At 64.0% G+C, this 26,261-nt stretch carries 26 protein-coding genes; 7 read left to right on the top strand and 19 right to left on the bottom strand.

The window, feature by feature from the left end; all coding sequences use genetic code 11:
• Positions 1 to 468 (bottom strand): helix-turn-helix domain-containing protein (locus ABCN07_RS06175; protein WP_343005859.1); only part of this gene is annotated, 468 nt, incomplete at its 3' end.
• A 248-nt stretch (positions 469 to 716) separates the two neighbouring features.
• On the opposite strand from ABCN07_RS06175, the gene panD reads away from it, so the two are divergent.
• The 4 genes from panD to ABCN07_RS06155 all read left to right on the top strand — a co-directional run bounded on the left by panD (position 717) and on the right by ABCN07_RS06155 (position 3,758).
• The gene (gene panD / locus ABCN07_RS06170) at positions 717 to 1,109 is read left to right on the top strand and encodes an aspartate 1-decarboxylase (protein WP_293815554.1); all 393 of its coding nucleotides are present in this window, start codon (positions 717 to 719) and stop codon (positions 1,107 to 1,109) included.
• 114 nt (positions 1,110 to 1,223) lie between these two features.
• The gene (locus ABCN07_RS06165) at positions 1,224 to 2,150 is read left to right on the top strand and encodes a hypothetical protein (RefSeq protein WP_343005858.1); all 927 of its coding nucleotides are present in this window, start codon (positions 1,224 to 1,226) and stop codon (positions 2,148 to 2,150) included.
• Positions 2,151 to 2,288: 138 nt separating this feature from the next.
• The gene (gene thyA / locus ABCN07_RS06160) at positions 2,289 to 3,137 is read left to right on the top strand and encodes a thymidylate synthase (protein WP_293844093.1); all 849 of its coding nucleotides are present in this window, start codon (positions 2,289 to 2,291) and stop codon (positions 3,135 to 3,137) included.
• Between the two features lie 84 nt (positions 3,138 to 3,221).
• The gene (locus tag ABCN07_RS06155) at positions 3,222 to 3,758 is read left to right on the top strand and encodes a dihydrofolate reductase (protein ID WP_343005860.1); all 537 of its coding nucleotides are present in this window, start codon (positions 3,222 to 3,224) and stop codon (positions 3,756 to 3,758) included.
• Between the two features lie 105 nt (positions 3,759 to 3,863).
• Here ABCN07_RS06155 and ABCN07_RS06150 read toward each other — a convergent pair whose 3' ends face one another.
• Positions 3,864 to 4,472: a hypothetical protein gene (locus ABCN07_RS06150; RefSeq protein ID WP_343005857.1), complete on the bottom strand. Its 609-nt coding sequence runs from the start codon at positions 4,470 to 4,472 to the stop codon at positions 3,864 to 3,866.
• A 362-nt stretch (positions 4,473 to 4,834) separates the two neighbouring features.
• Between ABCN07_RS06150 and ABCN07_RS06145 the strand changes: the two genes are divergently transcribed.
• The 3 genes from ABCN07_RS06145 to ABCN07_RS06135 all read left to right on the top strand — a co-directional run bounded on the left by ABCN07_RS06145 (position 4,835) and on the right by ABCN07_RS06135 (position 9,812).
• Positions 4,835 to 5,212 carry a heavy metal-associated domain-containing protein gene (locus ABCN07_RS06145; protein WP_343005856.1) on the top strand — a complete coding sequence of 126 codons (378 nt, stop codon included), beginning with the start codon at positions 4,835 to 4,837 and terminating at the stop codon, positions 5,210 to 5,212.
• Positions 5,213 to 5,442: 230 nt separating this feature from the next.
• Entirely contained in the window at positions 5,443 to 7,683 is a 2,241-nt protein-coding gene (locus ABCN07_RS06140) for an LTA synthase family protein (protein ID WP_343005855.1), read from the top strand.
• A gap of 35 nt (positions 7,684 to 7,718) precedes the next feature.
• Positions 7,719 to 9,812 carry an LTA synthase family protein gene (locus tag ABCN07_RS06135; protein ID WP_343005854.1) on the top strand — a complete coding sequence of 698 codons (2,094 nt, stop codon included), beginning with the start codon at positions 7,719 to 7,721 and terminating at the stop codon, positions 9,810 to 9,812.
• Between the two features lie 117 nt (positions 9,813 to 9,929).
• Here the strand turns inward: ABCN07_RS06135 and ABCN07_RS06130 are convergent, their stop codons facing one another.
• The 17 genes from ABCN07_RS06130 to ABCN07_RS06050 form a co-directional block, all read right to left on the bottom strand.
• Positions 9,930 to 10,136 carry a cold-shock protein gene (locus tag ABCN07_RS06130; RefSeq protein WP_293815537.1) on the bottom strand — a complete coding sequence of 69 codons (207 nt, stop codon included), beginning with the start codon at positions 10,134 to 10,136 and terminating at the stop codon, positions 9,930 to 9,932.
• 623 nt (positions 10,137 to 10,759) lie between these two features.
• The gene (locus ABCN07_RS06125; protein WP_293815535.1) at positions 10,760 to 11,140 is read right to left on the bottom strand and encodes a Rid family detoxifying hydrolase; all 381 of its coding nucleotides are present in this window, start codon (positions 11,138 to 11,140) and stop codon (positions 10,760 to 10,762) included.
• A 254-nt stretch (positions 11,141 to 11,394) separates the two neighbouring features.
• The gene (gene hydA, locus ABCN07_RS06120) at positions 11,395 to 12,762 is read right to left on the bottom strand and encodes a dihydropyrimidinase (RefSeq protein WP_343005853.1); all 1,368 of its coding nucleotides are present in this window, start codon (positions 12,760 to 12,762) and stop codon (positions 11,395 to 11,397) included.
• Positions 12,759 to 13,769: an NTP transferase domain-containing protein gene (locus ABCN07_RS06115; protein ID WP_343005852.1), complete on the bottom strand. Its 1,011-nt coding sequence runs from the start codon at positions 13,767 to 13,769 to the stop codon at positions 12,759 to 12,761. Before ABCN07_RS06115 ends, hydA begins: the two co-directional genes overlap by 4 nt.
• Positions 13,770 to 13,914: 145 nt before the next feature.
• Positions 13,915 to 14,856, bottom strand: coding sequence for a carbamate kinase (arcC, locus tag ABCN07_RS06110; protein ID WP_343005851.1), 942 nt, complete (start codon positions 14,854 to 14,856; stop codon positions 13,915 to 13,917).
• Positions 14,857 to 15,099: 243 nt separating this feature from the next.
• Positions 15,100 to 16,299, bottom strand: a complete 1,200-nt coding sequence (ygeW, locus tag ABCN07_RS06105; RefSeq protein WP_343005850.1) for a knotted carbamoyltransferase YgeW — start codon at positions 16,297 to 16,299, stop codon at positions 15,100 to 15,102.
• 134 nt (positions 16,300 to 16,433) lie between these two features.
• Positions 16,434 to 17,819: a YgeY family selenium metabolism-linked hydrolase gene (locus tag ABCN07_RS06100; protein ID WP_343005849.1), complete on the bottom strand. Its 1,386-nt coding sequence runs from the start codon at positions 17,817 to 17,819 to the stop codon at positions 16,434 to 16,436.
• A gap of 149 nt (positions 17,820 to 17,968) precedes the next feature.
• Positions 17,969 to 19,183, bottom strand: coding sequence for a diaminopropionate ammonia-lyase (dpaL, locus tag ABCN07_RS06095; RefSeq protein WP_293815521.1), 1,215 nt, complete (start codon positions 19,181 to 19,183; stop codon positions 17,969 to 17,971).
• Positions 19,184 to 19,603: 420 nt separating this feature from the next.
• Positions 19,604 to 19,822, bottom strand: coding sequence for an exodeoxyribonuclease VII small subunit (locus ABCN07_RS06090; protein ID WP_343005848.1), 219 nt, complete (start codon positions 19,820 to 19,822; stop codon positions 19,604 to 19,606).
• A 2-nt stretch (positions 19,823 to 19,824) separates the two neighbouring features.
• Positions 19,825 to 20,436: a transcription antitermination factor NusB gene (gene nusB, locus ABCN07_RS06085; protein WP_343005847.1), complete on the bottom strand. Its 612-nt coding sequence runs from the start codon at positions 20,434 to 20,436 to the stop codon at positions 19,825 to 19,827.
• Positions 20,437 to 20,441: 5 nt separating this feature from the next.
• Positions 20,442 to 20,804 (bottom strand): Asp23/Gls24 family envelope stress response protein, encoded by a 363-nt coding sequence (locus ABCN07_RS06080; protein ID WP_343005846.1) that lies wholly within the window; start codon positions 20,802 to 20,804, stop codon positions 20,442 to 20,444.
• A gap of 60 nt (positions 20,805 to 20,864) precedes the next feature.
• Positions 20,865 to 21,431 carry an elongation factor P gene (gene efp, locus ABCN07_RS06075; RefSeq protein ID WP_293816019.1) on the bottom strand — a complete coding sequence of 189 codons (567 nt, stop codon included), beginning with the start codon at positions 21,429 to 21,431 and terminating at the stop codon, positions 20,865 to 20,867.
• A gap of 75 nt (positions 21,432 to 21,506) precedes the next feature.
• Positions 21,507 to 21,881 carry a DUF956 family protein gene (locus ABCN07_RS06070; RefSeq protein ID WP_343005845.1) on the bottom strand — a complete coding sequence of 125 codons (375 nt, stop codon included), beginning with the start codon at positions 21,879 to 21,881 and terminating at the stop codon, positions 21,507 to 21,509.
• Positions 21,882 to 21,972: 91 nt separating this feature from the next.
• Positions 21,973 to 22,893 carry a PTS system mannose/fructose/sorbose family transporter subunit IID gene (locus ABCN07_RS06065; RefSeq protein WP_343005844.1) on the bottom strand — a complete coding sequence of 307 codons (921 nt, stop codon included), beginning with the start codon at positions 22,891 to 22,893 and terminating at the stop codon, positions 21,973 to 21,975.
• A gap of 18 nt (positions 22,894 to 22,911) precedes the next feature.
• Positions 22,912 to 23,727: a PTS mannose/fructose/sorbose transporter subunit IIC gene (locus ABCN07_RS06060; RefSeq protein WP_343005843.1), complete on the bottom strand. Its 816-nt coding sequence runs from the start codon at positions 23,725 to 23,727 to the stop codon at positions 22,912 to 22,914.
• Between the two features lie 15 nt (positions 23,728 to 23,742).
• Entirely contained in the window at positions 23,743 to 24,732 is a 990-nt protein-coding gene (locus ABCN07_RS06055) for a PTS sugar transporter subunit IIB (RefSeq protein ID WP_343005842.1), read from the bottom strand.
• A gap of 347 nt (positions 24,733 to 25,079) precedes the next feature.
• Positions 25,080 to 26,204: a Xaa-Pro peptidase family protein gene (locus tag ABCN07_RS06050; RefSeq protein ID WP_343005841.1), complete on the bottom strand. Its 1,125-nt coding sequence runs from the start codon at positions 26,202 to 26,204 to the stop codon at positions 25,080 to 25,082.
• Positions 26,205 to 26,261 lie beyond the last annotated feature (57 nt).

The following is a 26,261-nucleotide window of genomic DNA, read 5'->3' as shown; positions in this document are numbered from 1 at the left end:
GGCGATCGATTTTTTTAGGTAGGCGTTCTCCGCCTCGAGCTTCTCGATCCTGCGCTCGAGCTCTTGCTCGCGCGTCGCCTCCCCGGACGGGGAGGCGGACCCCCGCGGCCTCCCCCTGGGCTTTGGCCTGAGCGCCCCCGGGCCTCCCTCCCGGTACGCCTTCAGCCACTTCCTGAGGGGGCTTGGCGAGGCTATCCCGAACTTCGCCATGGCCTCGGGCTTTGTCATGCCCTCGTCAACGACCGCCCTGACGGCGGCCAGCTTCGTCTCGAACGAATAGGCGGTGTGCCTCTTTCCCATCATGGCCAGAACCTCGATGCCCGCGGATCTGTAGGTGCACAGCCATTTTCTCACGGTTTCCTCCGGCACCCCGAGAAGGGTCGCGATCGACGCGCGTCCGTGCCCCTCGTCGTGCAGCTCCGCCGCTCGCAGCCTCACCCCGACGTCGTACAGAACGTTTCCAGCCATAAAAAGCCTCCCATTTCTTGTGTCCAAGAAATGGGAGGCAGTTCACACGCCGACGGGGCTCTTTTTTTCGCCGCGGGCACCGTGCGCATCGCACCTGTCACGGATGTCGCGAATGCCGCGGGCACGCGCGCGTCGCGCAATTCCGATGGGCTTCGGGCGCAGCATCTCGCGCTTCGCTCCCCTGAGGTGTACCGTATATCCGTTAGACGCGCGACATCGCGCGCAAAGCGCTAAAGAGAGCGAGAACAATGCAGCTCAACATGCTCAAGGGCAAAATTCACCGCGCCACGGTCACCCAGGCCGAGCTCGACTACGTCGGTTCCATCACCATCGACCAGGACCTCCTGGACGCCTCCGGCATCCGCGAGTACGAGAAGGTCCAGGTCGCGGATGTCGACAACGGCAGCCGCCTCGAGACCTACGCCATCGCCGGCGAGGCAGGCAGCGGCGTCATCTGCCTGAACGGTGCCGCCGCCCACCTCGTGAACGTCGGCGACAAGGTCATCATCATGTGCTACTGCCAGATGACCCCGGAGGAGGCCTCCGAGCACGCACCGCACGTCGTCTTCGTCGACGAGAACAACGCGCCCGCCCGCATCACCCGCTACGAGCGCCACGGCCGTCTCGAGGACATGGCCTAGGCAAGCACGTAACTGCCCGCAGGTGAGCGCCCGCACGGCAAACGCGCGAGGCCTCGCACCGCGCGCAGGGCTACGCGCACGACGACCATCCAACAGCCGCGAAGAGGACCAGACATGAGCGAAGGCTACCAGCCCCAGACCCCGCAGGGTGGCAACGGCGTGCCCGGCCAGCCCGCGCCGACGCCGCAGCCGCAGCCTGCCGCACAACCGCAGCCCACGCCCCAGCCGCAGCCGGCGCCTGCCGCGCAACCGCAGCCCCAGCCGCAGCCGGCGCCCACTCCGCAGGTCCCCGTCATCGAGAGCGCGAGTGCCACGACCTCCCCGGACAACCACTCCGGTCCCGGCGTCTACATCATCCTCGCCATCGGCCTGGCGCTCATCGTCACCGCCTCCCTCGTCCTCGCGAACACGTTTGGCGAGGTCCTCTCCGAGGTGGCAGACATCGTCGCGGAGAAGTACCCGGACGAGGAGTGGGACTTCGACGACCTCGACCACTACTTCGACGACGACACTCACAGCACCGGCGCCGACCTCACGGCTGACAACATCTTCGAGACCCGCATCGGCTGCGCGGACGAGTCCGTCAACTCCTACGTCTACGCGAGTGATTACGACGGCTCGCAGCAGGCCGTCAGCGAGTTCGTATCCGCTCTCGCCAAGGCGGACGGCGACAGCACCAACCTCCTCTCCATGCACCTTCGCGCCGCGATGGGCGCCACGGACGCCGCCACCCGTACCGAGGAGCTCGACGCCGCCGCACAGGTGGTCGCCGATGCCCAGGCCTCGATTCAGGCGATCGAGGTGCCCGACACGAACCGCGTGAGCGGCGTCAAGGCAGATTCGGTCATCGACGCCCTCGGGGACGCCAAGGAGGACTGCGTCGAGCGCTGGAGCGCGATCGCCAAGCTGGTCGACATCCTCAGGTCGCCCGACGGCCACACCACAGACGAGCTCGCCGAGCTGGATGAGGAAGCGTCTAACATCGTCGACATCGCCATTCGCCTCACGACGGCCCTCACCGATTCGGCCTCGTACAAGTAGCGGAGCACCCAGGCCGCGCGCCGCACACGGAACGCACGGGAACGCCCGCTCGCCACACCCCGCCACGCGCGGAACGCACGGGAACGCCCGCTCGCCACACCCCGCCGCACGTCCCGCACTCAACCATCAGGAGAAACCATGAGCCAGGCAGATAAGCTCTTCTGCGCCATGTGCGAAGACATCATCGAGAACGGCACCACCACCGAGGGCCAGAAGGTCCGCCCGCGCTGGGAGGACGGCACCCCCGCCTATACCATCAAGCAGTTTGGCGTGGTAAACCGCTATGACCTGCGCCGCGAGTTCCCCGCCCTCACCCTCCGCCGCACCGCCCTCAAGAGCGCCATGGACGAGGTCCTCTGGATCTACCAGCGCAAATCCAACAACATCAACGACCTCAACTCCCATATCTGGGACGAGTGGGCAGACGAGACGGGTTCCATCGGTAAGGCCTACGGCTACCAGATTGGCCAGAAGAGCCACTACCCCGAGGGCGACTTCGACCAGATGGACCGCGTGCTCTACGACCTCGAGCACACGCCCTTCTCGCGCCGCATCATGACGAACACCTACGTCTTCGCGGACCTCTCCGAGATGCACCTCTATCCGTGCGCCTACAGCGTGACCTACAACGTCACCCAAACGCCCGGCGACGACCGCCTCACCCTCAATATGCTGCTCAACCAGCGCAGTCAGGACATCCTCGCCGCCAACAACTGGAACGTCTGCCAGTACGCGATCCTCCTCATGATGGTCGCGCAGTCCGTGGGCATGATTCCCGGCGAGCTCGTCCATGTCATCGCGGACGCCCACATCTACGACCGCCACGTCGACATCATCCGCGAGCTCATCTCGAGGCCGCAGTATCCCGCGCCGCGCGTCTCGCTCAACCCCGAGGTCACGAACTTCTATGACTTCACGACGGCGGACCTCATCGTCGAGGGATACGAGCACGGCCCGCAGGTCAAGAACATCCCCATCGCGGTGTAGCCCATGGATACCGAGAAGAACATGCAGGTGGCGGGCCTTGCCGAGGACGCCGTCGCAGGCAACCCGGATGAGGCCGTCGGCACCATGCACGCAGGCGCTCCCGCTCCCCTGCCCAACCTCAACGTGATCGTCGCCGTCTGCGATGACTGGGGCATCGGCATCGGCGGCGGCATGCTCGTGGACAACCGCGCAGACATGCGCCACTTCGTGCGCCACACGAAGGGTCACACCGTCCTCATGGGCCGCAAGACCCTCGAGAGCTTCCCGGGAGGACAACCGCTCAAGGGCCGCCGCAACGTCGTCATCACGCGCGACCCCGAATTTGCGCGCGAAGGCGTCGATGTCGCCCATAGCATCGACGAGGCCCTCGCCATGGTCACGGACAATCCCGAGGTCTGGCTCATCGGCGGCGGCATGATCTACCGCGAGCTCCTCCCCCTCTGCACGCGCGCGGAGATCACGAAGAACCACTGCGTGCGCCCGGCGGACACGTTCTTCCCCAACTTAGACGAGGACCCCACCTGGCACGTCGCGTCTTCCGCGTCGCAAGACGACGAAGGGAACCCCCTCGTCACGCCAGAGGGGATTCCCTTCGAATTCGTTACCTATACGCACGAGTAGCCGCCAGGCGCGTGCGAGCCGCGGCTCGCGAAGAGGGATGCCGCCGCCATGTAAAAGGCGCGCCGCCCGAAAGCGACGCGCCCAAAATGCGGTGGCTGCGGGAGCCTACTCCATGAGCGTCGAGGGATCGGCGCCGGCGAAGATCGCGCTGACCACCTGGTCCTCGTCCGCGAACTCCCAGGTCTTGCCGTTCTTCTCGAGGTCGAGCGTGACGCTGGCGGTCTTGGTGGGAGCGTCGTCAGCCGCGAGCCTCTCGACGAACTGGCCCATGACCTTGGCGACCATGCCGTCCTCGCCGAGGTTCGTGTAGTCATTGACCGCCTCGTCGGACGTTAGATAGGCGGTCATGTCATCCGTCCAGCTCGCGGCGACGGTGGCGAAGTCGAGGTTCGTGACGGACAGCGTCACCGTGGCGGTATCGTCGGAGACGGAGATGTCCTCAATCTCATAGTCGAAGCGCTTAACGCAGGCGTTGTAGAGCTCGGTCGCGTCGATGCCGTACTTCTGGAGCTCGGCAATCTCATCGTCACCGAAGACCTCCTCAATATTGGCGTCAGTGACCTGTTCGAGCTGGCCAAACTGCTCCTTGATCATGCTCTTGATGGCATCTTCCTGAGACTCTCCGCAGGCGGAAAGACCTGCGACGGAGACGGTGGCGAGGGCCGCAGTGGCGAGGAGCGTAAGAGCCTTGCGGGCGAGCGGACGTAGCTTCATTGCGATTCTCCCATTCTTGTTGTGCGGCCTCGGATGGCCGCCTGCTACCAGCCTAACAGGCTGAAAGATAGCTGAAACGGGGGGTATGCAATTTGCGGGCGACGAATCGGCGTGATGGTCGGTATGTGGCGACAAGCGGCGACGAGTGATCGCCCGTGTGCGTCCGAGGCCGCAGGTTGCGCATGGTGAGTGTGCGTTGGCGGTTCACGCGCGCAGGCGGCACCGCGCTCTGACGGCACCGCACATTGCCGGCGGCGGTGAAAAGCCGAATCCCTCCCTGGCCCGGCGAGATGACGTACAATGACGTGCAAGTTAGCCAACTCGAACATTAAGAGCTCGACCGAGCCTGCCTTGGAGGAGCCATGAGCGCAAACATCATCAACGTCGCGATCGTCACCGTCGTTTTCGTGGCGGCGCTGCTCGTTATTCGCAACTACATCGCGCGAGGCGGTAAAGGGGACTGCTGCGGAGGCACGGACGTCGTGCGCTCGCGTGGCCCCAGGGACAAGGACGCCTCCCACTACCCTTTCGCCTATGACGTCGTGGTCAAAGGTATGAGCTGCGAGAACTGCGCGAAGCGCATTGCGAACGCGTTCAACTCGCGGCCCGACACCATGGCCAAGGTCTCCCTCGCGGAGGGCGTTGCCCACGTGCGGACCAAGCAGGCGGCCAACCCAGATGATCTTCGCCACGTGGTACGCAGCGAGGGCTACGGCGTCGGCACCGTAAGCGAACGCTAGGACGCCGGGACCGGCGTGTGCCAACGAACCCAATCGCACAGCCGTCCCAACACTTTTCCCGTTTTTCCTGCACCTTTCCAACCCAAGCGCATTGCCGGCCATGTCAAGAATCGGTAAAGTAGGGAAGTTATGACTGTAGTTAGCCAGACGAGCCATGGGGACGCATGAGCAACAACCATGACCATTTGATGAGCATCCGCGAGAAGGCACTAGCTGCGAGGGAAAGGGCCATGACCACCCGCAAGGCTGCTGCGGCTCAACTCGAGCGCTTCGACGATGCCCTCGCCCACCTGTTCGGGTTCGTCCCCGCCCCCGTCACGCGTGCGACCGCTTGGCTCGCCGCGGCAATCTGTCACGTGAGCACCATCCTGTGGCTCGTCCCGTTCGTCGCCCTTGCCGCCCTCTTCATCTTCCTCGCACGTCAAAACCTGCTCATCTGCAGCACTGAGGCGCTCGACCAGGTCGTAAAGGTCATCTGCGCCGGCATCTTGGTCGCGCTCTTTCGCGAGCCGATCCTCAACGCGCTCGACGGCCTCGGCCGCTCGAAGGATGCCCGCACGCACTTGGCTGGCCTCGTCATCGAGCTGCTTCGCGCCATCGTGGCCCTCGCCATCTGTACCATCTGCGCCGTCATCGCCATCGAGACGCCCTGGAACGAGGGTGCCCCCAGCGTATCGGTCGAGCACATCCTCATTGACGTCACCTTCATCGGCTCGGTCATGCTCATCGCCTACTTCCTCGGCCAGCGCCGCGGCGTGATGCCCGCGATATGGCTCGTCGCCCTCTTCGCCCTCGGCATCGGGCAGGCGTTCGTCGCCGAGTTCAGGGGCGCCGCCCTCCTCCCGACGGACCTTCTCGCCCTGAGCACCGCCGCAGAGGTCTCCGCCGGATACACCTATACTGTGACGGATCCCATGCTCACCGCCGCGAGCGCCCTCGGCGTCGGCCTCATCGCCTGTTGCCTCATCCGCCCCGCTACGCCGGCGCCGAGCCGCGTGCGCATCATTCGCCCCATCGCAAACATCGCCCTCGGCATCCTGTGCCTGGTCACGCTCCAGAACGCGTTCTCGGACATCGACCTCACCAAGGGCTACGGAATCAACACCGACGTATGGAGCCCCATCACGAGCTACCACGCGGACGGCCTGGTTCCCCACTTCCTCAGCATGGTGCAGCACATGGCGATCGACATGCCCGCAGGCTATTCTGACGAGGTCGCCCTCGAGGACGAGCAGACCCTCGCCTCGCTGTACCAGAACGCCAAGAGCGACTCGTATCCCTACACCCAGGCGCAGTTCGCGGACACGAAACCCAGCGTCGTCTGCGTCATGAACGAGACCTTCTCAGACCTCTCGATGCTCGACGGCCTCGGGATCGGCTATACGGGCCCCACCTACTTCAACTCGATCGACGACGCGCTCGTGCGTGGCGAGCTCGAGGTTTCCGCCTACGGCGGAGGCACCTGCAACTCCGAGTTCGAGTTCATGACCGGAGCCACCCTGGGCTACATCGGCAACGCCAAGTACCCATACACGCTCTATGACCTCAGCGACGTCGACAACCTCGCCACCCAGTTCGCCGACATGGGATATGACACGACGGCAATCCACCCCTGCGCCCCCACGAACTGGAAGCGCAACATCGTCTACAGGGCCTTCGGGTTCGACCGTTTCCTCTCCGCGGAGGACTTCGCGGGCGCACCCGGATTCCACTCCGGCGTCACGGACGCCGCGACCTACGAGAGCGTGCTCGACCGCCTCCGCAGCAACGAGGCCCCGCAGTTCATCCTCGACGTCACCATCCAGAACCACAGCGGTTACGACCAGAACAACATCGACGAGTCGCTTCTTCCGGGCTACACCTTCCCGTTCGCGGAGGATGACGCCGCGCTCACGAGTCAACTCAACGAATACCTCGCCTGCATCAACGCCTCGGACCGCGACCTCCAGTGGTTCATGGAAGAGCTCCGCAACCTCGACCGCCCCGTCATGCTCGTGTTCTTTGGCGACCACCAGCCGGGCGTCTCCGGATACGTGAACGATGCGCTCTTCACCGAGGACGTTGGCACCGCCCACGGCGCCCGCGCCTATCGCACGAACTACTTCGTCTGGACGAACTACGAGGTGGCTGGCGCTGGCGACATGCGCTGGGAGGACGCCTCCTCGTCGACGCTGGGCACGCTCGCGCTCGACGCCATCGGTGCTCCCCTCACGAACTTCCAGAAGGCGCAACTTGGCGCCCGCATGCACATGCCGATGATTAACATGTTTGCCTACAAGGACAACGAGGGCGGCTGGCACTCCGTCGCGGACGCCACGCCTAGCCAGAAGGCTTCCAGCGGCGACGGCGGAGATGGCGGCAGCGGAGACGATGCGCCAACGCCGGATAACGAGTCCTGGGCCTCCGCCGCTGAGTCTTGCCGTCTCCTCCAGAACGTTCAGTATCTCGAGTTTGCGAAGCGGGTGTCTTAGGCACAATGAGCAGCAGCGCGGACAAGGATCGTTCGATGCGCGAGCGTCCGTCTCGCGCCACCCTCGCCTGGGCGCTGCCGTATCCCGTGCTGGCTCTCGCGCTCGTCATCTGGCTCGCACTCGGCCTGGTCGAGGGAGACGCCGCGACGGTCGTCGGCTGCTCCGTTGCCGCCGCCGCAGTCGTTGGTGTGTGCGCGCTGGTCACGCTCTCCCGCGGCAGGATTCGCGGATCCTACCTGGCAGACGCCGGGCTTCTCGTCGCTGCCAGCGTCGCCGCAGCGTTCGCGCTCGAGGTCAGCTGGTGCCGTGGCAACCTCGCCGTCGAGCCGAAGTTCCTCGCGCTCGAAGCCGGGTTTGCCCTACTCGCACTCCTCGCCCTTTATCTCGTCTTCCAACGCAGGGGCATCGGTGCCGGCATCGGTATCGGCGTCTTCTGCGCGATGGGCCTCGCCCAGTACTTCGTGCGCGTCCACAAGGGCACCGCGATTCTGCCGTCGGACGTCCTCGGTATGGCCACGGCGATGTCCGTCGCGGGCGGCTACGTCTACAAGGTCGACGGCACGGTTATTCTCGGCATCGCCATCGCCGCAGTTGGCTGGTGCCTCTGCTCGCTCATGCACGGACGCGAGGCGGCTTCCGAGAAGGGCCGCGCGTGCCGCCGATGCAAGGAGGCGGATTCCGAGAAGGGCCGCGCGCGCCGCCGGCGCAAGCTCGCCGTCGCCGGCAACCTCGGCGTCGCGGCAGCATGCGTGGGCTCATTCGTCGTGCTTATCACGCTTGTGGACTTTGGCGTCGCGCTCGGCGTACACGTCGACGGATGGGACACCGCTCGCAGCTACGAGCGCTACGGAGCCATCACGAGCTTCGTCGCCGCGGCGCAGGACCTCGAGATTCCTCGCCCCGCCGGTTACTCCTCCGCGCAGGCCGTCGCAGACGAACAGGAGCTGGCGGACGACCACGCAGCGAGTGCCGAGCCAGACGCTCGCGCCGCTGCGCAGGCCCAGTTCGCGGAGACGCGCCCGAGCATCGTGTGCGTGATGAACGAGAGCTTCAGCGACATGTCGCTCTACGACGGGCTTGGCGTGGGCTACGAGGGGCCCGCGTACTTCAACTCGATCGACGACGCGCTCGTGCGCGGGCAGCTCGCCGTTTCCACCTACGCAGGTGGGACCTGCAACACGGAGTTCGAGTTCCTCACCGGCAACACCCTGGGATACCTCGGAAAAGGCGCGTATCCGTATACGCTCTACGACCTCTCGACGACGGACAACCTCGCCTCTCAGCTGTCGAGCCTAGGCTATGACACGTGCGCGATTCACCCAAACCTTGGCACCAACTGGAACCGCGAGGGCATCTACGCCGGCTTTGGGTTTGACGAGTTCCTCACCATCGACAGGTTCGAGGATGCGCCGCAGTTCCACAGCGGCGTCACCGACGCAGCCACGTACGAGGAGGTCCTCGAGCGCTTGCGCGGCTCGAGCAAACCGCAGTTCATCTTCGACGTGACAATGCAGAATCACAGCAGCTACGACCAGGGCAACATCGATCCGGGCCTGCTGCGCGGCTACGAGCCTGACTACCTGAACGAGTCACAGGCGGCGGAACTCAACGAATACCTCGCGTGCATCGACGCCTCGGATCGTGACCTCGAATGGTTTATCGGCGAGCTTCGCAAGCTCGACCGACCGGTGCTCCTCGTCTTTTTCGGAGACCATCAGGCAAGCGTTTCCGCCGCCGTCAACGACGCCATGTTCCCGGACGAGGCCGACCAGACCCACGGAACGCGCATGTACCTCACCAACTACCTCGTCTGGGCGAACTATGACGTGGCGGGCGCTGGAAGCATGCGCGTCGAGGAGGCCTCCTCGAGCACGCTGGGGGCGCTCGCCCTCGACGCCGTCGGAGCTCCCCTCTCGGGCTATCAGGAGGCGCAGCTGGGCGCGCGCCTGTCGATGCCGACAATCAGCGCGCTCTCGTACACGGATGTCGAGGACCGTCACCATGCAACAGGCGGCCTCAAGACGCTCGCCGGCGCCGACCCCAACGGCGATCCAGCCGCTCGTGCCCGAGACGCCTACCTCAAGCTCGCCCGTGTGCAGTACCACCGCTTCGCCGAGCACGTGCAGTAGCGGGGTTACACCTGCGCGCCTTCCGCCGTCAGCGGCCGGGACGCACTACCAGCCCGCACAAAAAAGAGGGGGCGTCCTTTCGGACGTCCCCTCACCCAAGCGTATGTAAGACGTTAATTAAGCGCTCTTACGGACGTTGGAGGCCTGGAGCTTGCCATTCTGACCAGTGGTGATGTCAAACTCGACAGCCTGGCCCTCGTCGAGGGTCTTGAAGCCGTCCATCTGAATCTCGGAGTAGTGGACGAACAGGTCGTCGCCGTCCTCGCGAGAGATGAAGCCGTAGCCCTTGTCCGGATTGAACCACTTAACAGTACCCTGAGCCATGACGTGCCTTTCTTTCGTTTGCCCCTCCGAGGGCAACACTGCGCTTGCGCGCTGAACATAACTTGCGACCAGATGGTCAACAGGGAATAGTCTACCCCAGCAACCAGCCGCTACGGACGAGAAACCGAAAATGCGTAGAGCTCTCGCGAACGGTATAAAAGCACCCGCGGACGCAACGCAACGCCTGTCACGCCTCCGGCGAACGGCATGCGACGCTAGCAGTAGCATTAGCGCTCGTGGCCACGGCGCAGCACGCGGCACGCGACGCGCGTCGGCTGCACGCAGCACGCGGCGGAGGCACACGGCAGGGGCACGCAACGCGACGCCCGGCAGCTCCGCCGCACCGACGCCGAGACATGCGTTTCTTCGAGTTATGGAGCCTAATTCTCGTTCATAACTCTAAAAATTGCATGTCTCGATGAAACTTAACCGTGCATCACCGTCGATCATCACACTTAAAACCCGAAAAAGGGACTGGCCCTTTTTCAGGTTTTGAGGAGTAGCGGACCCGAAAAACAAAAAGCCGGCGCTCGGAGGTGAATCCGAACGCCGGCTGAGTGTCATCGCTGACAAGAGATAACGACACTAGAGGGCAGCGGCCCATTCAGCTGGACAACAACCCATTACAGGTAGGCAACAGCCTTGATCTCGACCTTGGCACCCTTGGGGAGGGCGGCAACCTCGAAGGCGGCGCGAGCCGGATACGGAGCGGCGAAGAACTCGGCGTAGACCTCGTTCATGGCGCCGAAATCGGCGATGGAGTCGAGGAGAACGACGGTCTCGGCGACGTCGGCCATGGTGGCACCGGCAGCCTCGAGGACGTTCTTGACGTTGGTCAGGCTCTGACGGGTCTGGGCCTGGATGTCGTCGCCGGCGAACTCGCCGGTGGCGGGGTCAACGGGGAGCTGGCCGGAAACGTGGATGCAGTTGCCGGACTTGGTGGCGGCGGAATACGGACCCACAGCGGCGGGGGCCTTGTCAGTGACGACGGCTTCGATGGACATGTGATTCTCCTTTTGTTTGACGATATTGCCTATCGTTGTTTAGAAGCTTAACGATAAAGAAGGCCCCTTGTCAATGACTCGAGCGGCGAAAGGACCAGCTTTTAGTGCTCAGGTTGGCACCGCGCCCGCAACCGGCACGTTGCCAGCGCGAGACGCATGTACCCGCCACCGCGCTCGTCGCCAGCGCGGGATGCCCGCGCCCGCAGCCGGCTCACGGCCAACGCGAGGCGCACGCGCCCGTCGCCGACTCGCGGCTAGCGCGGGACGTATGTGCCCGGCGTCGCCCCCGTCGGCTCGCCGTCACGCGCCGCGAGCACGCCGTTCACGTAGGTGAGACGCGCCCTGCCGTGGCAGACGAAGCCCTCGTACGGGGTGTGGTCGACGTTCTGGTGCTGGGTCTTCGCCGAGATGGTCCACTCGACGGACGGATCCCAGACGCAGACATCCGCGTCCGAACCCTCCGCCAGACAACCCTTGCGAGGCCACATGCCAAAGACGCGGGCAGGGTTCTCGCTCATGAGGCGGCAGAGCTCCGTGGGGCCAAGCTGATCTTCGAACGTCGTCGCGATAAGCGCTGGCCTGTGCTCGACGCCCGCGCCGCCGTTGGGAACGGCGCGGAAGTCATCCACGCCACGATCCTTCTGCCCATGGAGGTTGAAGCTGCAGTGATCCGTGGCGATGGTGTCAATCTCGCCGTCGAGGAGGGCCTGGCGGAGAGCCGCGCGGTCAGACGGCTTGCGCGGAGGCGGGCTCATGACGAACTCGAGGCCTTCGAGGCCCTCCTCTCCCCTACGCGTGAAGCACGTGTCATCAAGCAGCAGGTACTGAGGGCAGGTCTCAACGAAGATGTTCTTCTGGCCGCGCGCCTTGGCGGCGCGAATGGCCTCGAGGCCAAGCTTCGTGGAGAGGTGCACCACGTTCACGCGCGCGTCACCGGCGAGGTGGGCGAGGTAGAGTAGGCGGCTCACCGCCTCGGCCTCGCACTCGGCGGGACGGCTCGGGGGATGGCCTTCCGGCCCGTGAATGCCAGCCTCGTACACGCGCTTCTGGAGGGCGTCGACGAGGGTGCCGTTCTCGCAGTGGACGCAGAGCGTGCCGCCAAACGGCTTCAGGGCCTCGAGCACCTCAAGGGTCTCCGCGTCATCAAGGCGCAGGTGATCATAGGCGAAGTAGGTCTTGAAGGAGCTGACGCCACCCGCGCGCATCGCGGCAAGGTCCTCGCGATTGCGCTCGTTCCACTCCGCGATCGCCATATGGAAAGCATAGTTTGACGTACAGGTGCCATCCGCGCGCTTATGCCACTCCGCCAGGGCATCGGGCATGGTCACACCGCGATCGGCCGTGGCGTAGTCGACGATGGTGGTGGTGCCACCGCAGGCAGCGGCGCGGGTGCCCGTCTCGAAGCTATCCGCCGTCCAGTCGATACCCGTCCAGCACTGCATGTGCGTGTGGGCGTCGATGAAGCCCGGGAAGACCCAGCAGCCCGTAGCGTCAGCGACCTCATCGCCATCGCCAGCCTCGATGGAGGCCGCAATGCGGACGATCTTGTCACCCTCCAGAGCCACATCACCCACGCGCAGCCCGTCGGGGCAAACCAGGGTTCCGCCCTTGATGATGATCATTGGCAACTCCCTCCACGTCCAAGTCCACTTTCCAGAATCTCACGGGCACGCCTGAGGTCATCGGGCGTGTCGATATCCCAAAGCTCCCACGGGAGCGACGCTTCGACGCTCACGCAGACGTCACCATCCCCCACGACCGAGCTCCCGCCAACATCGCCCTCGACATGCGAAAGTGCTTCATAGAAGTTGCTGGGGAACAACGCCGGGGAAGCGGGGCGGCCGCGCCAGGAAAGGCGCACGAGGACATCCGGCCGCAGCGCGGAGACCCCAAGCATGCGAGTGACGCTCCCGTGCTCGATGAGGGGCTGGTCTCCCGGTAGGAACAGGCATGCGTCCCACCCAGCGTCACGGGCAAAGGCGGCCGCGGCGCGAACGGAAGCGGATTGCCCGAGCGTAGCGGCGACTCCCTCGTCAAAGCCATCCGGACGAACACGCTCTATGCCGCGGGCGTCCGCGATGGCATCGACCTCAGGAGTGGCGGAGACCACAACGATGGGCATGCCGGCGGGCACACAATCGATGGCGCGGGCAACCACGGGCTCGCCAAGAAGGGGCTCTACGAGCTTGTTCTTGCCATAGCGCACCGAGTGGCCGGCGGCGAGCACGGCGGCACCGACGACACGATCATCGCCCGAAACAGAATCCGCGCCCGCAGACGAAACGGCCACCGCCCCATGCGGAAACGCCGCGTCAAACTGCGCGCCAGCGGCGGAGTTCACCGAAGCGGTCCAGCGTTCGTACGCAGCGAGGAGGGCATCCGCCTCCGGCGTGGGCGTAGACCCGCCACCACCGGCGCCACCCACAACGCGGGTGGTCAGCGGGGAGCCCAGGCCCTTCTCCGCCGTACGGACGAGGGCCAGGGCCTTGGTGTAGGCCATGCCCATGGATATCGAGGCAGCGCGGAGGCTCCCGCACTCGCGGATACGACGCAGCAGCTCCGCGGGACCGGGACCGAAGACGCGCTCGCCCTCGTCATTAACTAGGTATGTTCTTACGCTTGGTCTCATGCCACCCATTATCCCAAACGAAGCTGACAATTATCCAGCGTTCATGCGTTGTTTTCGCAAACGGACAACCACGGCCCGCGCTCGCACCCCCCGCAAAAGCAAACGTGCGTGACCTCCCCCGAGGCCACGCACGCGGCATTCGCTCTTAGGCGCGGATGGTGGTTCCGGTGCTGCCGGCAAGACCATCCTTGGCCTTCTCGAGCAGGGTGATGAGGGCGGAGCGGCCAGGCTTGCTCTCGGCGAACTTCGCGCACGCGAGGACCTTGGGCTCCATCGAACCCTTGCCAAACTCGCCTGCCTCGGCAAGCTCGTGGGCCTCGGCGGGCGTGAGCTCGTCGAGCCAGCGCTCGTCGGGCTTGCCGAAGCGCACGGCCACCTTCTCGACCGCTGTGAGGATCACGAGGTAGTCCGCATCGAGGGACTCGGCGAGAAGCTCGGCGGCGAAGTCCTTGTCGATGACGGCCGCGGCTCCCTTGAGGTGGTGGTCACCGGTGGGAAGCACCGGGATGCCGCCGCCACCGCAGGCGATGACGATATGGTTCGCCTGGACGAGTGAGGAGATCGTGTCGAGCTCGACGATGCGTTGGGGCTTCGGAGAAGCGACGACTCGGCGGTAACCCCTGCCGGAGTCCTCCATGAAGTCATAGTCGCGGTCGCGGTGAAGAACCTCGGCCTCCTCCTTCGTCATGAAGGAGCCGATGGGCTTGGTCGGGTTGGAGAACGCGGGATCCTCCGGGTCGACCTCGACCTGGGTGAGGACGGTGGCGACGCCCTTGGCAATGCCGCGGCGCTCCATCTCCTCGCGCAGGGCGTTCTGCAGGTCATAGCCGATATAGCCCTGGCTCATGGCACCGCAGACGGAAAGCGGGCACGGAATGTACTTCTCCGGATTAGAGCGCGTAAGCTCGGTCATGGCGTTGGCGATCATACCGACCTGAGGACCGTTGCCATGGACGACGACGACCTCGTTGCCCTGCTCGATGAGATCCACGATCGCCTGGCTGGTCACACGGACGGCGACGGCCTGCTCAGGAAGATTGTTGCCGAGAGCGTTGCCGCCAAGGGCGACGACGATTCGCTTGGACATATCGACTCCGATCCTTGAGGGCGCCTCGGCCCTGCAAGATATGGGCGCACGACTGCGCGCAGCCCAGAAAATTGATAAAGCTGTCCCTAGGGTCGTGCGTTCGCCCGAAACGAAACGCGCGACCCCGGACCTTCGCCTGCCAGGGGTATTGGCGGCGGATGGGCCGGCCCTGCCGGCTCTGTCTAGGTAGCAGGCCTCGGTCCTGCGTCCGCGCTCAGAACGTGGACGCAGGCGACGGGGGCATTAGGCCTGGTACCAGCGGGGAGTGGCGGCAGCCTCGAGAGCCTGGAGGGTCTCGATCGGGTTGGCGACCTTCTGCAGGAAGATCATCGCGGCGATCGCGTAGGGCTTGTAGGAGGCCTCCTTGTACATGCCAACGCGGTGCATGTCGAAGACGTCAGCCATGACCTCGCCGTGCTCGCAGGAGACGCCGGAGATGTCGGCGGGCAGCGGGTGCATGAAGATGGTGTCCTGGCCGTTGGCGGTCTTAGCCATGAGGTCAGTCGTGGAGCACCAATCCTTGTGCGTGGCGTTCTGGGCGAGGAGTTCCTTCTCGAGCGCAGCGATACCGGCGTCGTCACCCTCGGCGTAGAGGTTGGTGCGGCGCTCCATGGCGGCGTAGGGAGCCCAGGACTTCGGGATCACGATATCGGCGCCCTCGAAGGCCTCCTCCATGGTGTTGACCTGGTTGAAGGTGCAGCCGTTCTCGGAGGCGTACTTCTTGGCGGCCTCGACGCGGTCGCCCATGAGGTCGTAGCCCTCGGGGTGAGCCAGGGTGACGTCCATGCCGAAGCGCGGGAGCAGGCTGATGAGGGACTGCGGGCAGGACAGCGGCTTGCCGTAGGAGGGCGAGTAGGCCCAGGTCACGGCAACCTTCTTGCCACGGAGGTTCTCAAGGCCGCCGAACTCCTCGATGAGGTAGAGCATGTCGGCGGAGGACTGCGTCGGGTGGTCGGAGTCGGACTGGAGGGAGATGAGCGTCGGACGGTGGTCGAGGACGTCATCCTCGTAGGCCTGCGCGACGGAGTCGGAGACCTCCTGCATGTAGGCGTCGCCCTTGCCGATGTACATGTCGTCGCGGATGCCGATGACGTCAGCCATGAAGGAGATCATCGTGGCGGTCTCGCGGACGGTCTCGCCGTGGGCGATCTGGGACTTCTTCTCGTCGAGGTCCTGGAGCTCAAGGCCAAGGAGGTTCGTGGCCTTGGAGAAGGAGAAGCGGGTGCGCGTGGAGTTGTCGCGGAAGAGGGAGACGGCGAGGCCGGAGTCGAAGATCTTGGACGAGATGTTGCGCTCGCGGAGGTTGCGGAGGGCAGCGGCGACCGTGTAGAGGGCGCGGAGCTCGTCGGTGGTCTTGTCCCAGGTGTGCAGGAAGTCGCTCTGGTACATGCCCTTGAAGTCGAGGCCGGAAAGCATATCGGTGTACTGGCTGATCTCGCTCATGTTATGTCCTCTCGGATCGAATTGCGTGCGTATGACGGGGAAGTTGACAAAGGGACTGTCCCTTTGTCAACTGTCGTGTGACGGGGGACCTGAAAAAGGGACTGTCCCTTTTTCAGGTTTCCGCCGGAGTCGAGCTACTTGATGTCGTTGTCGGTGAGCTCGGCGCGGTAGGTGGTGGCGTTGTCCATCTCGGCGCTGGGCTCGTAGAGGTTCAGAGCGGCGACGTAGAGGGCGGCGCAGGTCGGGAGGTCCTGCTTGTAGGTGACCTCGTTGGGAGCGTGGGCCTGGGACTCGGCGCCGGGGCCAAAGCCGACGCAGGGGATGCCGTAGCGGCCCTGGATGGAGACGCAGTTCGTGGAGAAGGTCCACTTGTCGCACAGCGGGCGACCGGCGCGCTTGTCCATGGACTTCTCGCAGCCGATGCGCTCATCGCCGAAGAGGGCCTTGTGGGCGTCGACGAGGGCCTTGACGTGCGGAGCGGTCTCCTTGTTGATCCACGTCGGGAAGTAGGCCTCGGTCTCGTAGACCTCGCCGGTCCAGGACGGACGGTCATACATGTACATGGAGACCTTGACGCCCTCGCCGTACTTCTTGACGGCCGGGAGATTCTCAACCTCCTCCAGGCAGGACTTGTAGGTCTCGCCGGCGGTCATGCGGCGGTCGATGGAGATGGCGCAGGAGTCAGCGACGGCGCAGCGGGACGGAGAGGTGTAGAAGATCTGGGAGACGGTGCAGGTGCCGCGACCGAGGAAGCGGGCGTCCTCGTAGTGATCCGGGTTATACTTCGGGTCGAGCATCTTCACGAGGCCCTTGACGTCGGTCGACTCGTCGCAGCCGTTGTTGTTGAGCTTGCGGACGTCGGCGATGATGTCGGCCATCTTGTAGATGGCGTTGTCGCCGCGGTCGGGAGCGGAGCCGTGGCAGGAGGTGCCGTGAACGTCGACGCGGATCTCCATGCGGCCGCGGTGACCACGGTAGATGCCGCCGTCGGTGGGCTCGGTGGAGATGACGAACTCGGGCTTGATGCCGTCAACGTTGTAGATGTACTGCCAGCACATACCGTCGCAGTCCTCTTCCTGGACGGTGCCGACGACCATGACCTTGTAGCCCTCGGGGATGAGGTCGAGGTCCTTCATCATCTTGGCAGCGTAGGTGGCGGAGGCCATGCCGCCCTCCTGGTCGGAGCCGCCGCGGCCACCGATCAGCTCGTCATCCTCGAAGCCCTTGTACGGGTCGAAGTCCCAGTTCTCGATGTTGCCGATACCAACGGTGTCGATGTGGGAGTCGATGGCGATGATCTTGTCGCCGTCGCCCATGAAGCCCATGACGTTGCCAAGGCCGTCGACCTTGACCTCGTCGAAGCCGAGCTTCTCCATCTCGGCCTTGATGCAGGCGACGACCTCGCCCTCCTCGCAGGACTCGGACGGGTGGCTGATCATGGCGCGAAGGAACGCCGTCATGTCCTTGCCGTAGTCCTCAGCGGTCTTCTTGATGAGGTCGTAATCGAGCTGCTTAGCCATGTCTGCAACCTTTCTGTTGGATGGCCCTTTTACCTGGAATCACTTGGCGCCGCCCCTGGGGCTCCCGCAGTTAGTAAGGAAGTCCTCGCGGCAAGACCGGGCCTGCGCGAAAGAAGCTCTCGCGGCGAGGCCGGTTCGAGCAGAGCGCCCTAGAAGGTGGGATACTCGCCCTCCCAGACGATCCTACGATACTGCTCGGGATCAGTGTCGCCCTCGGTGGAGAAGCACAGGACGGAGCTGTTCTCGTCGAGGCCGATGGCCTCCTTGAGCTCGGCGTACTCCGGGTCCTGCATGAGCGTCATGACGAGGCCGCTCGTGACGGCGCCGGACTCGCCGGAGATGACGCGCGGGTCGCCCTTCTCGGGGGCACCGAGGACGCGCATGCCGCGGGCGGTCACCCAGTCAGGGCAGGAGACGAAGGCGCGGACGTGGTTGCGCAGGATGTCCCAGCCGAGGATGTTGGGCTCGCCGCAGCAGAGGCCGGCCATGATGGACGGCATGTCACCACCGACGATGCGGGGCTCGCCGTCGCCAGCCTTGGCACCCTTGTAGAGGCACGCGGCCGGGGCGCACTCGGCGACGACGAAGATGGGCGGGTTGTCCGGGAAGAGGTTGGTGAAGTAGCCCACGACGGCACCGGCGAGCGAGCCGACGCCAGCCTGGACGAAGACGTGGGTCGGGCGCTCGACGCCAGCCTCTGCGAGCTGCTCGGCAGCCTCGGAGGCCATGGTGCCGTAGCCCTCCATGATCCAGGACGGGATCTTCTCGTAGCCCTCCCAGGCGGTGTCCTGGACGATCACGCCACGGTCGCAGGCGTCAGCCTCGGCGGCAGCCATGCGGACGCACTCGTCGTAGTTGACCTCCTCGATGGTGACCTTGGCGCCCTCGGCGGCGATGTTGTCGAAGCGGGGCTTCGTGGAACCCTTGGGCATGTGGACGACGGCCTTCTGGCCGAGCTTGTTGGCAGCCCAGGCAACGCCGCGGCCATGGTTGCCGTCAGTGGCGGTGAAGAAGGTGGCCTGGCCGAAGTCGCGGGCGAGCTCGTCGGAGGTGAGGTAATCGTAGGTGCAATCCGCGACGTCCTTGTTGGTCTCGTCGGCAATGTAGTTGGCCATCGCGAAGGAGCCGCCGAGGACCTTGAAGGCGTTGAGGCCGAAGCGATACGACTCGTCCTTCACGGCAAGGCCGGCGATGCCGAGGCGCTTGGCCTGTTGATCGAGGCAAGCAAGCGGCGTCACAGAATACTGGGGGAAGCTCTCGTGGAAGGCGCGGGCCTTCTTGACGTTCTCCAGGGACATGATGCCGAGGTGCGCGTCATCGCTCTTGGGCATCTCGTTAACGGCCCATTCGATCCTCTCGCTCACGTTTGCGTCCTTTCCGTCGCGACCGACTAGCACGGCGGGAACCTCACCCGCCAAGTGACCGACTAATTGTTTGCAAACCAAACAATTAGTTTGTTATTCCATATGAAACCATACTTCTTGTTCGAATCAAGGCAGGAATTGTGCCGATTGGCGAACGTACGGTTTTCAAGCGTGAACGGAGACGCGCAACATAAACCAGACAAATGGTTTGGATAGAAGCGACGAACGCGGGAGAGGCGCAACGGGCACGGGATGCGAGCGAGCAGCACAGCTCTATCCCTCTATGGGACGCGACGCCCCCTATGGAGGCGGCGCTCCCCTTCTAGATAGCAAACGAGCCGCAATCGCGGCTCGCTTGGTTACTTCGCAAATTGTGCGGCAAGACCACTTGCCAGACCTGAAAAAGGGACTGTCCCTTTGTCAACTTTTGTCGACCAGGCGCTCGCGCTCCTCGGGCGAGAAGGCGACCTTGTCGACTAGGTCGACGGCCCTCGTGCCAAGAGCGATGGCCTCGTCGAACAGGTCAAGCGAGCGCTCGAGCGAGGTGCCCTTGTCGCGCACCGCGGCAACGATCTCGTCGAGACGATCAGTCACGTCCGAGAAGCGCTCGTAACTCGAGGTGTCCGGCTTGGAAGCCATGGTTACTCGCCCTCTCGGGCCCACTCGGGCACGTCAGAGGCCTCGTAGTCGCCACCGTAGAAGTTCTCGCGCTCAGGCGCGAAGTCTTCCTCCGAGGCATATTCGCGGTCATCCTCGTCGCCATAGGCGGCGGAGGCGAGCTCGGCGGCGGAATCCTCGTAGTTCTTGCGAGCGACCTCGATCACGTCAACACCGTTGTCGATATCCGCGGCGACGCGGCCGAGAACGCCGTTCACGAAGCGCGAGGACTCGTCCGAGCTGCCAAAGGCCTTCGCAAGCTCGACGCACTCGTCGATGCTGACGGCCTTGTCGACGTCATCCTCGAAGAGGATCTCGTACAGGGCGACACGCAGAAGGTTGCGGTCCGTCGCAGACATACGGCTGATGCTCCAGTTGCGGGCGGCACCGGAAAGGACATGATCGAGCTCGGCGCGGTGCTCATCGGTGCCGCGAGCGAGCTGTTCTGCGTACTCGACGAGGGGACCCTCAGAGAGCACGTAGTCACCAGCGAGGACATCGGCGACGCTGCGGCCACAGGCCTCGGCCTGGAAGAGCAGCTGAAGGGCCTGGCAGCGGGCGAGCGTGCGCCCGACGATACGAGAGCTAGAAGACAAGGGACCTACTCCTTGGGGAAGATGAGTTCGTCGATGCAGACGTCGATGCTCGAGACGCGGACGCCAATCTGCGCGTCAACGGCGGTGGCGACGGCAGAACGGACCTCGGCGGCCAGCTTGGTGAACGGGTAGCCGAAGAACACGGCGAGGCGCACGGTGATGACGAGGGAGTCGTCATCGGCGACCGAGCACTCGACGGCGTTAGTGGTGGGCTGGGGCTTGGACGTGAGCATGGCGATGAGGCCGCGCGCGATGTCCTGGCCATAGATGGCAGCGACACCCTCGACCTTCTCCGCGGCAGTGCCCACAATCTGGGAGATGACGTTCTTCGACACGCCCATGCCGGCGATTCTCAGCTCATTGCTCATGCCTGCCCCTTTCCATGAGGGAAGTGAGGCCACGCCGGATGGCGTGGCCGTGGGTTTGTGCTAGACGCGCGCGACGAACTTGCCCTCGCGAGTGTCGACCTTGATGACTTCGCCCTCGTTGAGGTACATCGGGACCTGGATGACGGCGCCGGTCTCGACGGTGGCCGGCTTGCCGCCGCCCTGGACGGTGTCGCCCTTGAAGCCCGGGTCGGTCTTGGTGATCTCGACCTCGATGAACATCGGCGGCTGGACGGTGAGAAGATCGTCGTCAGCGTACATCAGCTGGCAGGTGTCGTTCTCCTTGAGCCACTTGGAGTTCTCGCCGATAAAGTCAGCGGGGACGGGGATCTGCTCGTAAGTCTCCATGTCCATGAAGTAGTAGTTGTCACCGTCGTTGTAGAGGTACTGCATCTCCTTGGTGGAGAGCATGACGGAGTCGAACTTAGAGCCAGCGTTGCAGGTCTGGTCGCCGATGACGCGGCCGGAGCGGAGGTCCTTGATCTTGTAACGAACGAAGGCGCCACCCTTACCGGGCTTGACGTGCTGGAACTCGACGAGGGTATAGATCTTGTCCTTGATCTTGAGACCCATGCCGTTCTTGAACTCGGCGGTGCTGATCTGCTGCATCTGGCGACTCACTTTCTTATTGCTGCCCTCTCGGGCCGTTACGCATACGACTGATGGATTATATCACCTCGCGGGCTAGCGGCCCAAACGCGACAAACTCCGCACGCCTGCCTTGAGAACGTCGAGGAGCGACGGGCTCCTCTGCAGGAGCTCCTCTGGAAGATGCTCCCTCATGGCGCGCAGCGTCGCCTTGTTATCGCGCGTCGAGAAGTCAAAATGCCCGTTTTCCTTGGTAAAGATCGCGAATCGGGCGATCTTCTTCCCGGGCAGGACCTCCGCGGCCACGTAGTCGACCTCATCCCACGGGATCTGGATGAAATCCTCCTTGTTACGCTCGTTGTAAAACTCGAACGCGCGGTCGCCAACCATAACGTCGCCATAGGTGGCAACCCCGGAAAGCGACGAGGCCCTCTCCGTGTAGTCGACCTTCGTGTTCTGAGACTGGACCATGCGTGTCTCCTTAGGCGTTTGACGAAAAGGCCGCACCCACCAGCTAGCGCCAGGGGTGCGGCCTGCTAGGACGCTATGAGCGTCTCATATCCTACATGAAGCCGAGCAGACGGCCCACGATGCCCACGGCGAACAGGGCGAGGATGATGACGATCGGGCTGACCTTCTTCTTGAGGAGCTTGCAGACCAGAAGCGTCAGGCCGACGGCCGCGAGACCAGGAATGAGCTGGTCAAGGTTTGCCTGGAGCGTGGTGGTCTTGACCGGGTCGAGCGCGGTGGCGCCGATCGAGCTGTACGCCGTCAGCGCTTCCTTGACGCCCTCAGAACCGGCGGGCAGGCTCGCCCAGTCGATGTAGGCGCCCTCGGACTGCGTGATCTGGGAGACGATCGGGGTGAAGGAGATCGAGACCCAGCGCTCAACGAGCGAACCGATGATGAACATGCCAAGGATGGAGGCGCCCTCGGTCACCTTGCCCATGAGGCCGCCGGAGAGGTCCTTGGCGATGGAGGAACCCACCTTGTAGCCAAACTCCTGCGTGTACCACAGGAACGCATAGCGGATGATGTTCCACGCGAAGAAGAACAGGAGCGGGCCCATGATGCTGCCGGAGAGCGCGATGGAAGCGCCCAGGGCGCCGAGGATCGGGCGAAGGGTGAACCAGAAGGCCGGGTCGCCGACGCCGGCGAGCGGGCCCATCATGCCAACCTTCACGCCCTGGATGGCGACGTCGTCGATGGGGGCACCGTTGGCACGCTCCTCCTCGAGGGCGAGCGTGACGCCGATGACCGGCGCGGACACGTAGGGGTGCGTGTTGTAGAACTCGAGGTGACGCTTCAGGGCGGCGATCTGGTCGTCCTTGTCGGTGTAGAGCTTCTTGATCGCGGGGATCATCGCGAAGCACCAACCGCCGTTCTGCATGCGCTCGTAGTTCCACGAGCCCTGGAGGAACTGGTGACGGAAGCAGACCTTCTGTCGATCGGACTTAGTAAGCTGAACCTTGTTCTCTGCCATGGTGATCACTCCCCCTTCCTACTCGTAGTCGTTCAGGATGTCGCCGAGCGGGTCGCCGGACCCACCGTTACCGCCGCCCTGCTTGGCCATGTCCTTGAGGCCGAGGTAGATGAGGGCGAGCGAGATGCCGATGAGGCCGAGGGCGATGAGCGTCAGCTGCGAAATGGCGGCGAGGACGAAGCCGAGGATGAAGAACGGCCAGGTCTCCTTGGTGGCCATCATGTTGATGACCATGGCGTAGCCGACGGAGGCGACCATGCCGCCGCCGACGGCCATGCCGCCGGAGAGCCAGTCAGGCATGGCATTGAGGACGTTGGTCACGGCCTCGGCAGGAATGATGCAGAGCATGACGGCGGGGATGGCGATGCGGACGCCCTGCATGAGGATGCCGGCGACCTGCCAGCGCTCGATGCCCGCGAAGTCGCCCTTCTCGGCGCACGCGTCCATGCCGTGGACCATGGCGGTCGCGATGGTGCGGCAGATCATCGTCAGGAAGAGGCCGGCGACGGACAGCGGCACGGCCACGGCGATGGCGGCCGTGATGGCCGTAGAGGAGTCGACGCTGCCGCCATTGAGGGCGAGCACCATGATGATCGAAGAGGCGACCGAGGCGAGAGCCGCGTCAGGGGCGACGGCGGCACCGATGTTCGCCCAGCCGAGAGCCATCATCTGGAGCGAACCGCCAAGAAGGATGCCCTCCTGGAGGTGGCCCGTGACGAGGCCGATCAGCGTGCACGCGACTAGCGGCTGATGGAACTGGAACTCGTCGAGGATGCCCTCCATGCCTGCAAGCAGGGCAACGATTGCGACGAGCGCGATGGTAATCGGAGACATGTGTTAGACCCTCCCTTACTTTGCCTGTTCGGCCAGCTCGGCCTTGGCTTTCCTGAGCATTGCGTCGATGTCCTCAGAGGAGTCAGACGGAACCTTGCGGGCCTCGAACTCGACACCCTTGGCCTTGAGCTCCTCGAGGGTCTTCACGTCATCCTCGCCCATGGCGATAGCGTTGGTGACCACGACCTTGCCCACGGAGTGCGCCATGGAGCCGATGTTGACCTTCTTGATGTCAACGCCGCCCTCGATGCACCTGAGGAGGTCCTGCGGGGTCTCGAAGAGCAGGAACGCCTTGGTGGCGCCGAAGCGCGGATCCTTGGCGACCTCGACCATCTTGCTGATGGGGACGACGTTGGCCGGAACTCCCGGAGGCGCCGCCTGCTCGATCATGGTCTTGCGCAGCTCGTCGTGAGCGACGCCATCGGAGACCACGATGATGCGGTTCGGGGTGATCTGCTTGGTCCAGGCAGTTGCCACCTGACCATGGAGCAGACGCGTGTCGATGCGGACGGCGGCGATGTCGATCTTGCCGTCGCCGAGCACCGTCCCCGGCGCGATGGCGCCGGCCTTGGCAACAGGAGCCGCCTTGACCTCGGGCGCGGGCTCGAGCTCCTCGGGCAGGACGCGGACGCCCTTGCGCGCCTCGCCAACGATGTGCGCCGCGATTTCGTGGGCGGTCTTAGACGGATCGAAGCGTGCCGAGAAGGCCTCGATGACCATCGGCAGACTGAGGCCCGTCACGATTGCCCAGGTGTCGTGCCCCTTGGCGAAGGCGGTCGTCTGATTGAACGGCGTGCCTCCCCAAAGGTCGACCAGGAACAGGACCTGCTCCTGGTTCTCGAGAGTGGCGACCGCCTTCTCGAGGTTGGCCCTGAAGTCATCAGGGCCCATGGAGGGCTCGAGGCTCACGACGACAACGTTCTCCTGGTCACCAAAGACCATGGAGCTCGTCTGCCGCACGCCTGCCGCTAGCTCGCCATGACTTGCTAGGACGATACCTACCATTCCTACCTCCCATGCAGATATGTGGTCCATTTGAGACAAGACACAATCATATTGGTTATAGCTTTAACTATGGAGAATAATTGGGTTTGGCCTTACGTTATCTTTCTCCATATCCTTGAAAGGTATTTCGCTCATAATAAAGGGTTTCTTTTAAATAGCATCAGCCCGACTACCAGCATCTTTATCATCGGTAGTCGGGCTGAATAAGCCTGATATGTCAGGTGATGTTCACTCGCGTGAGGTCATTTAAGCAACCGTTTGCGGAATAGTTCCACTGGGTCCGAGGTTTAACAAGCCTGAAATAACTCAGCTCTCCGCAGGTCAGAGGCTCTCCCAGGGAGCGTCTCCTAGCACGGAATGACCACGAGGTCATGGGTCGATTCGGTGAACGGCTCATATCCGTCCTCGGTCACCACGCCGAAGTCCTCGAGGCGGATGCCGAACTTGCCCGGCAGATAGATACCCGGCTCGATCGTGATGACGGCACCCGCGGGAATCGGCTCGAGGTTACGACGGTTGAAGTTCGGCTCCTCGTGAATCTCCACGCCAACGCCGTGGCCAAGGCCGTGCTTGTAGTAATCGCCATAGCCGGCGTCAGAGATGACCTTGACGGAGTGGTCGTAGACGTCCTTACCGATGACGCCGGCACGCGCCATGGCAGCGCACTCCTCGTGGGCGCGGCGCACGACGTCATAGACGTGACGCTGTTCCTCAGAGGGCTCGCCCAGGCAGACCGTGCGGGTCATGTCAGAGTGGTAGTCGGCGACGCAGCAGCCGTAGTCCATGACGATCATGTCGCCTTCCTGAACGGGACGGGGGCCCGGCTGGGCGTGGGGGTTGGCACCGTTGGGGCCGGAGGCAATAATCGAGCCGAAGGAAAGCGCGCTCGCACCGTTGGAGAGCATGTAGTTCTCGAGCTCGGCGCGGATCTCCTGCTCGGTCATGCCGGGCTTGATGTAGCCGCAGATGTGCGTGAAGGCATCGTCGGTGATCTTCTGCGCCTGGCGCATGAGATCGATCTCCTCGGCGTCCTTGACGGCGCGGATGTTCACGAGGTCGCCGTGCAGGCGCGGGGTTGCAGGAGCAACGGAGTGAGCGGCGAGCTGGTGCTTAAACTCGTCATAGAAAGCAAGCGTGCAGGTGTCCTCAACGGCGACCACGCGGGCGCGGGCGGCGACGACGCAGGCAGCGGCCCAGAGCTCGCCGGTGACCGGCGACTCATCGAGCTCCCAAGCGGTATCGGGCCCAAGACGCTCGCAGAAGGTGATGTAGTAGCGGGAGTCGGTGTGGAGCATCTGGCGATCGGCGGTGATCACGACGGTGTGGGCCGTCTCGTCATCGAAGGTACGCTCGCAACCGGTGAGCCAGCGGAGGTCCGGGTTGTTGCGGAGGACAACGGCGTCATAGCCACGATCCTCCATGAGCTCGCGAAGGCGGGCGACGCGCTTGGCGCAAGACTTCTCATCTGCCATGTGAATCCCTTTCCACGGGTTTTATAAACGTATGAACGGACGTCGCGCCGCCTCGGG

This window comes from Collinsella sp. 1033st1_E11_1033SCRN_220408, from assembly GCF_039062465.1.
Classification (GTDB): Bacteria; Actinomycetota; Coriobacteriia; order Coriobacteriales; family Atopobiaceae; genus Parolsenella.
The sequence above is the reverse complement of the archived record's forward strand: the minus strand, read 5'-3'. Positions and strand labels throughout refer to the sequence as shown.

Coding starts and splice junctions, on each gene's coding strand:
- ABCN07_RS06080 (WP_343005846.1), bottom strand. CDS start 20,804: ATGAGCAATGAGCTGAGAATCGCCGGCATGGGCGTGTCGAAGAACGTC.
- efp (WP_293816019.1), bottom strand. CDS start 21,431: ATGCAGCAGATCAGCACCGCCGAGTTCAAGAACGGCATGGGTCTCAAG.
- ABCN07_RS06150 (WP_343005857.1), bottom strand. CDS start 4,472: ATGAAGCTACGTCCGCTCGCCCGCAAGGCTCTTACGCTCCTCGCCACT.
- ABCN07_RS06100 (WP_343005849.1), bottom strand. CDS start 17,819: ATGGCTAAGCAGCTCGATTACGACCTCATCAAGAAGACCGCTGAGGAC.
- ABCN07_RS06060 (WP_343005843.1), bottom strand. CDS start 23,727: ATGTCTCCGATTACCATCGCGCTCGTCGCAATCGTTGCCCTGCTTGCA.
- ygeW (WP_343005850.1), bottom strand. CDS start 16,299: ATGAGCGAGATCAGCCAGTACACCGATATGCTTTCCGGCCTCGACTTC.
- ABCN07_RS06055 (WP_343005842.1), bottom strand. CDS start 24,732: ATGGTAGGTATCGTCCTAGCAAGTCATGGCGAGCTAGCGGCAGGCGTG.
- ABCN07_RS06135 (WP_343005854.1), top strand. CDS start 7,719: ATGCGCGAGCGTCCGTCTCGCGCCACCCTCGCCTGGGCGCTGCCGTAT.
- ABCN07_RS06065 (WP_343005844.1), bottom strand. CDS start 22,893: ATGGCAGAGAACAAGGTTCAGCTTACTAAGTCCGATCGACAGAAGGTC.
- ABCN07_RS06155 (WP_343005860.1), top strand. CDS start 3,222: ATGCACGCAGGCGCTCCCGCTCCCCTGCCCAACCTCAACGTGATCGTC.
- thyA (WP_293844093.1), top strand. CDS start 2,289: ATGAGCCAGGCAGATAAGCTCTTCTGCGCCATGTGCGAAGACATCATC.
- ABCN07_RS06125 (WP_293815535.1), bottom strand. CDS start 11,140: ATGTCCATCGAAGCCGTCGTCACTGACAAGGCCCCCGCCGCTGTGGGT.
- panD (WP_293815554.1), top strand. CDS start 717: ATGCAGCTCAACATGCTCAAGGGCAAAATTCACCGCGCCACGGTCACC.
- hydA (WP_343005853.1), bottom strand. CDS start 12,762: ATGATCATCATCAAGGGCGGAACCCTGGTTTGCCCCGACGGGCTGCGC.
- ABCN07_RS06140 (WP_343005855.1), top strand. CDS start 5,443: ATGACCACCCGCAAGGCTGCTGCGGCTCAACTCGAGCGCTTCGACGAT.
- ABCN07_RS06115 (WP_343005852.1), bottom strand. CDS start 13,769: ATGAGACCAAGCGTAAGAACATACCTAGTTAATGACGAGGGCGAGCGC.
- ABCN07_RS06050 (WP_343005841.1), bottom strand. CDS start 26,204: ATGGCAGATGAGAAGTCTTGCGCCAAGCGCGTCGCCCGCCTTCGCGAG.
- ABCN07_RS06070 (WP_343005845.1), bottom strand. CDS start 21,881: ATGGTCCAGTCTCAGAACACGAAGGTCGACTACACGGAGAGGGCCTCG.
- ABCN07_RS06130 (WP_293815537.1), bottom strand. CDS start 10,136: ATGGCTCAGGGTACTGTTAAGTGGTTCAATCCGGACAAGGGCTACGGC.
- ABCN07_RS06090 (WP_343005848.1), bottom strand. CDS start 19,822: ATGGCTTCCAAGCCGGACACCTCGAGTTACGAGCGCTTCTCGGACGTG.
- ABCN07_RS06145 (WP_343005856.1), top strand. CDS start 4,835: ATGAGCGCAAACATCATCAACGTCGCGATCGTCACCGTCGTTTTCGTG.
- ABCN07_RS06165 (WP_343005858.1), top strand. CDS start 1,224: ATGAGCGAAGGCTACCAGCCCCAGACCCCGCAGGGTGGCAACGGCGTG.
- arcC (WP_343005851.1), bottom strand. CDS start 14,856: ATGTCCAAGCGAATCGTCGTCGCCCTTGGCGGCAACGCTCTCGGCAAC.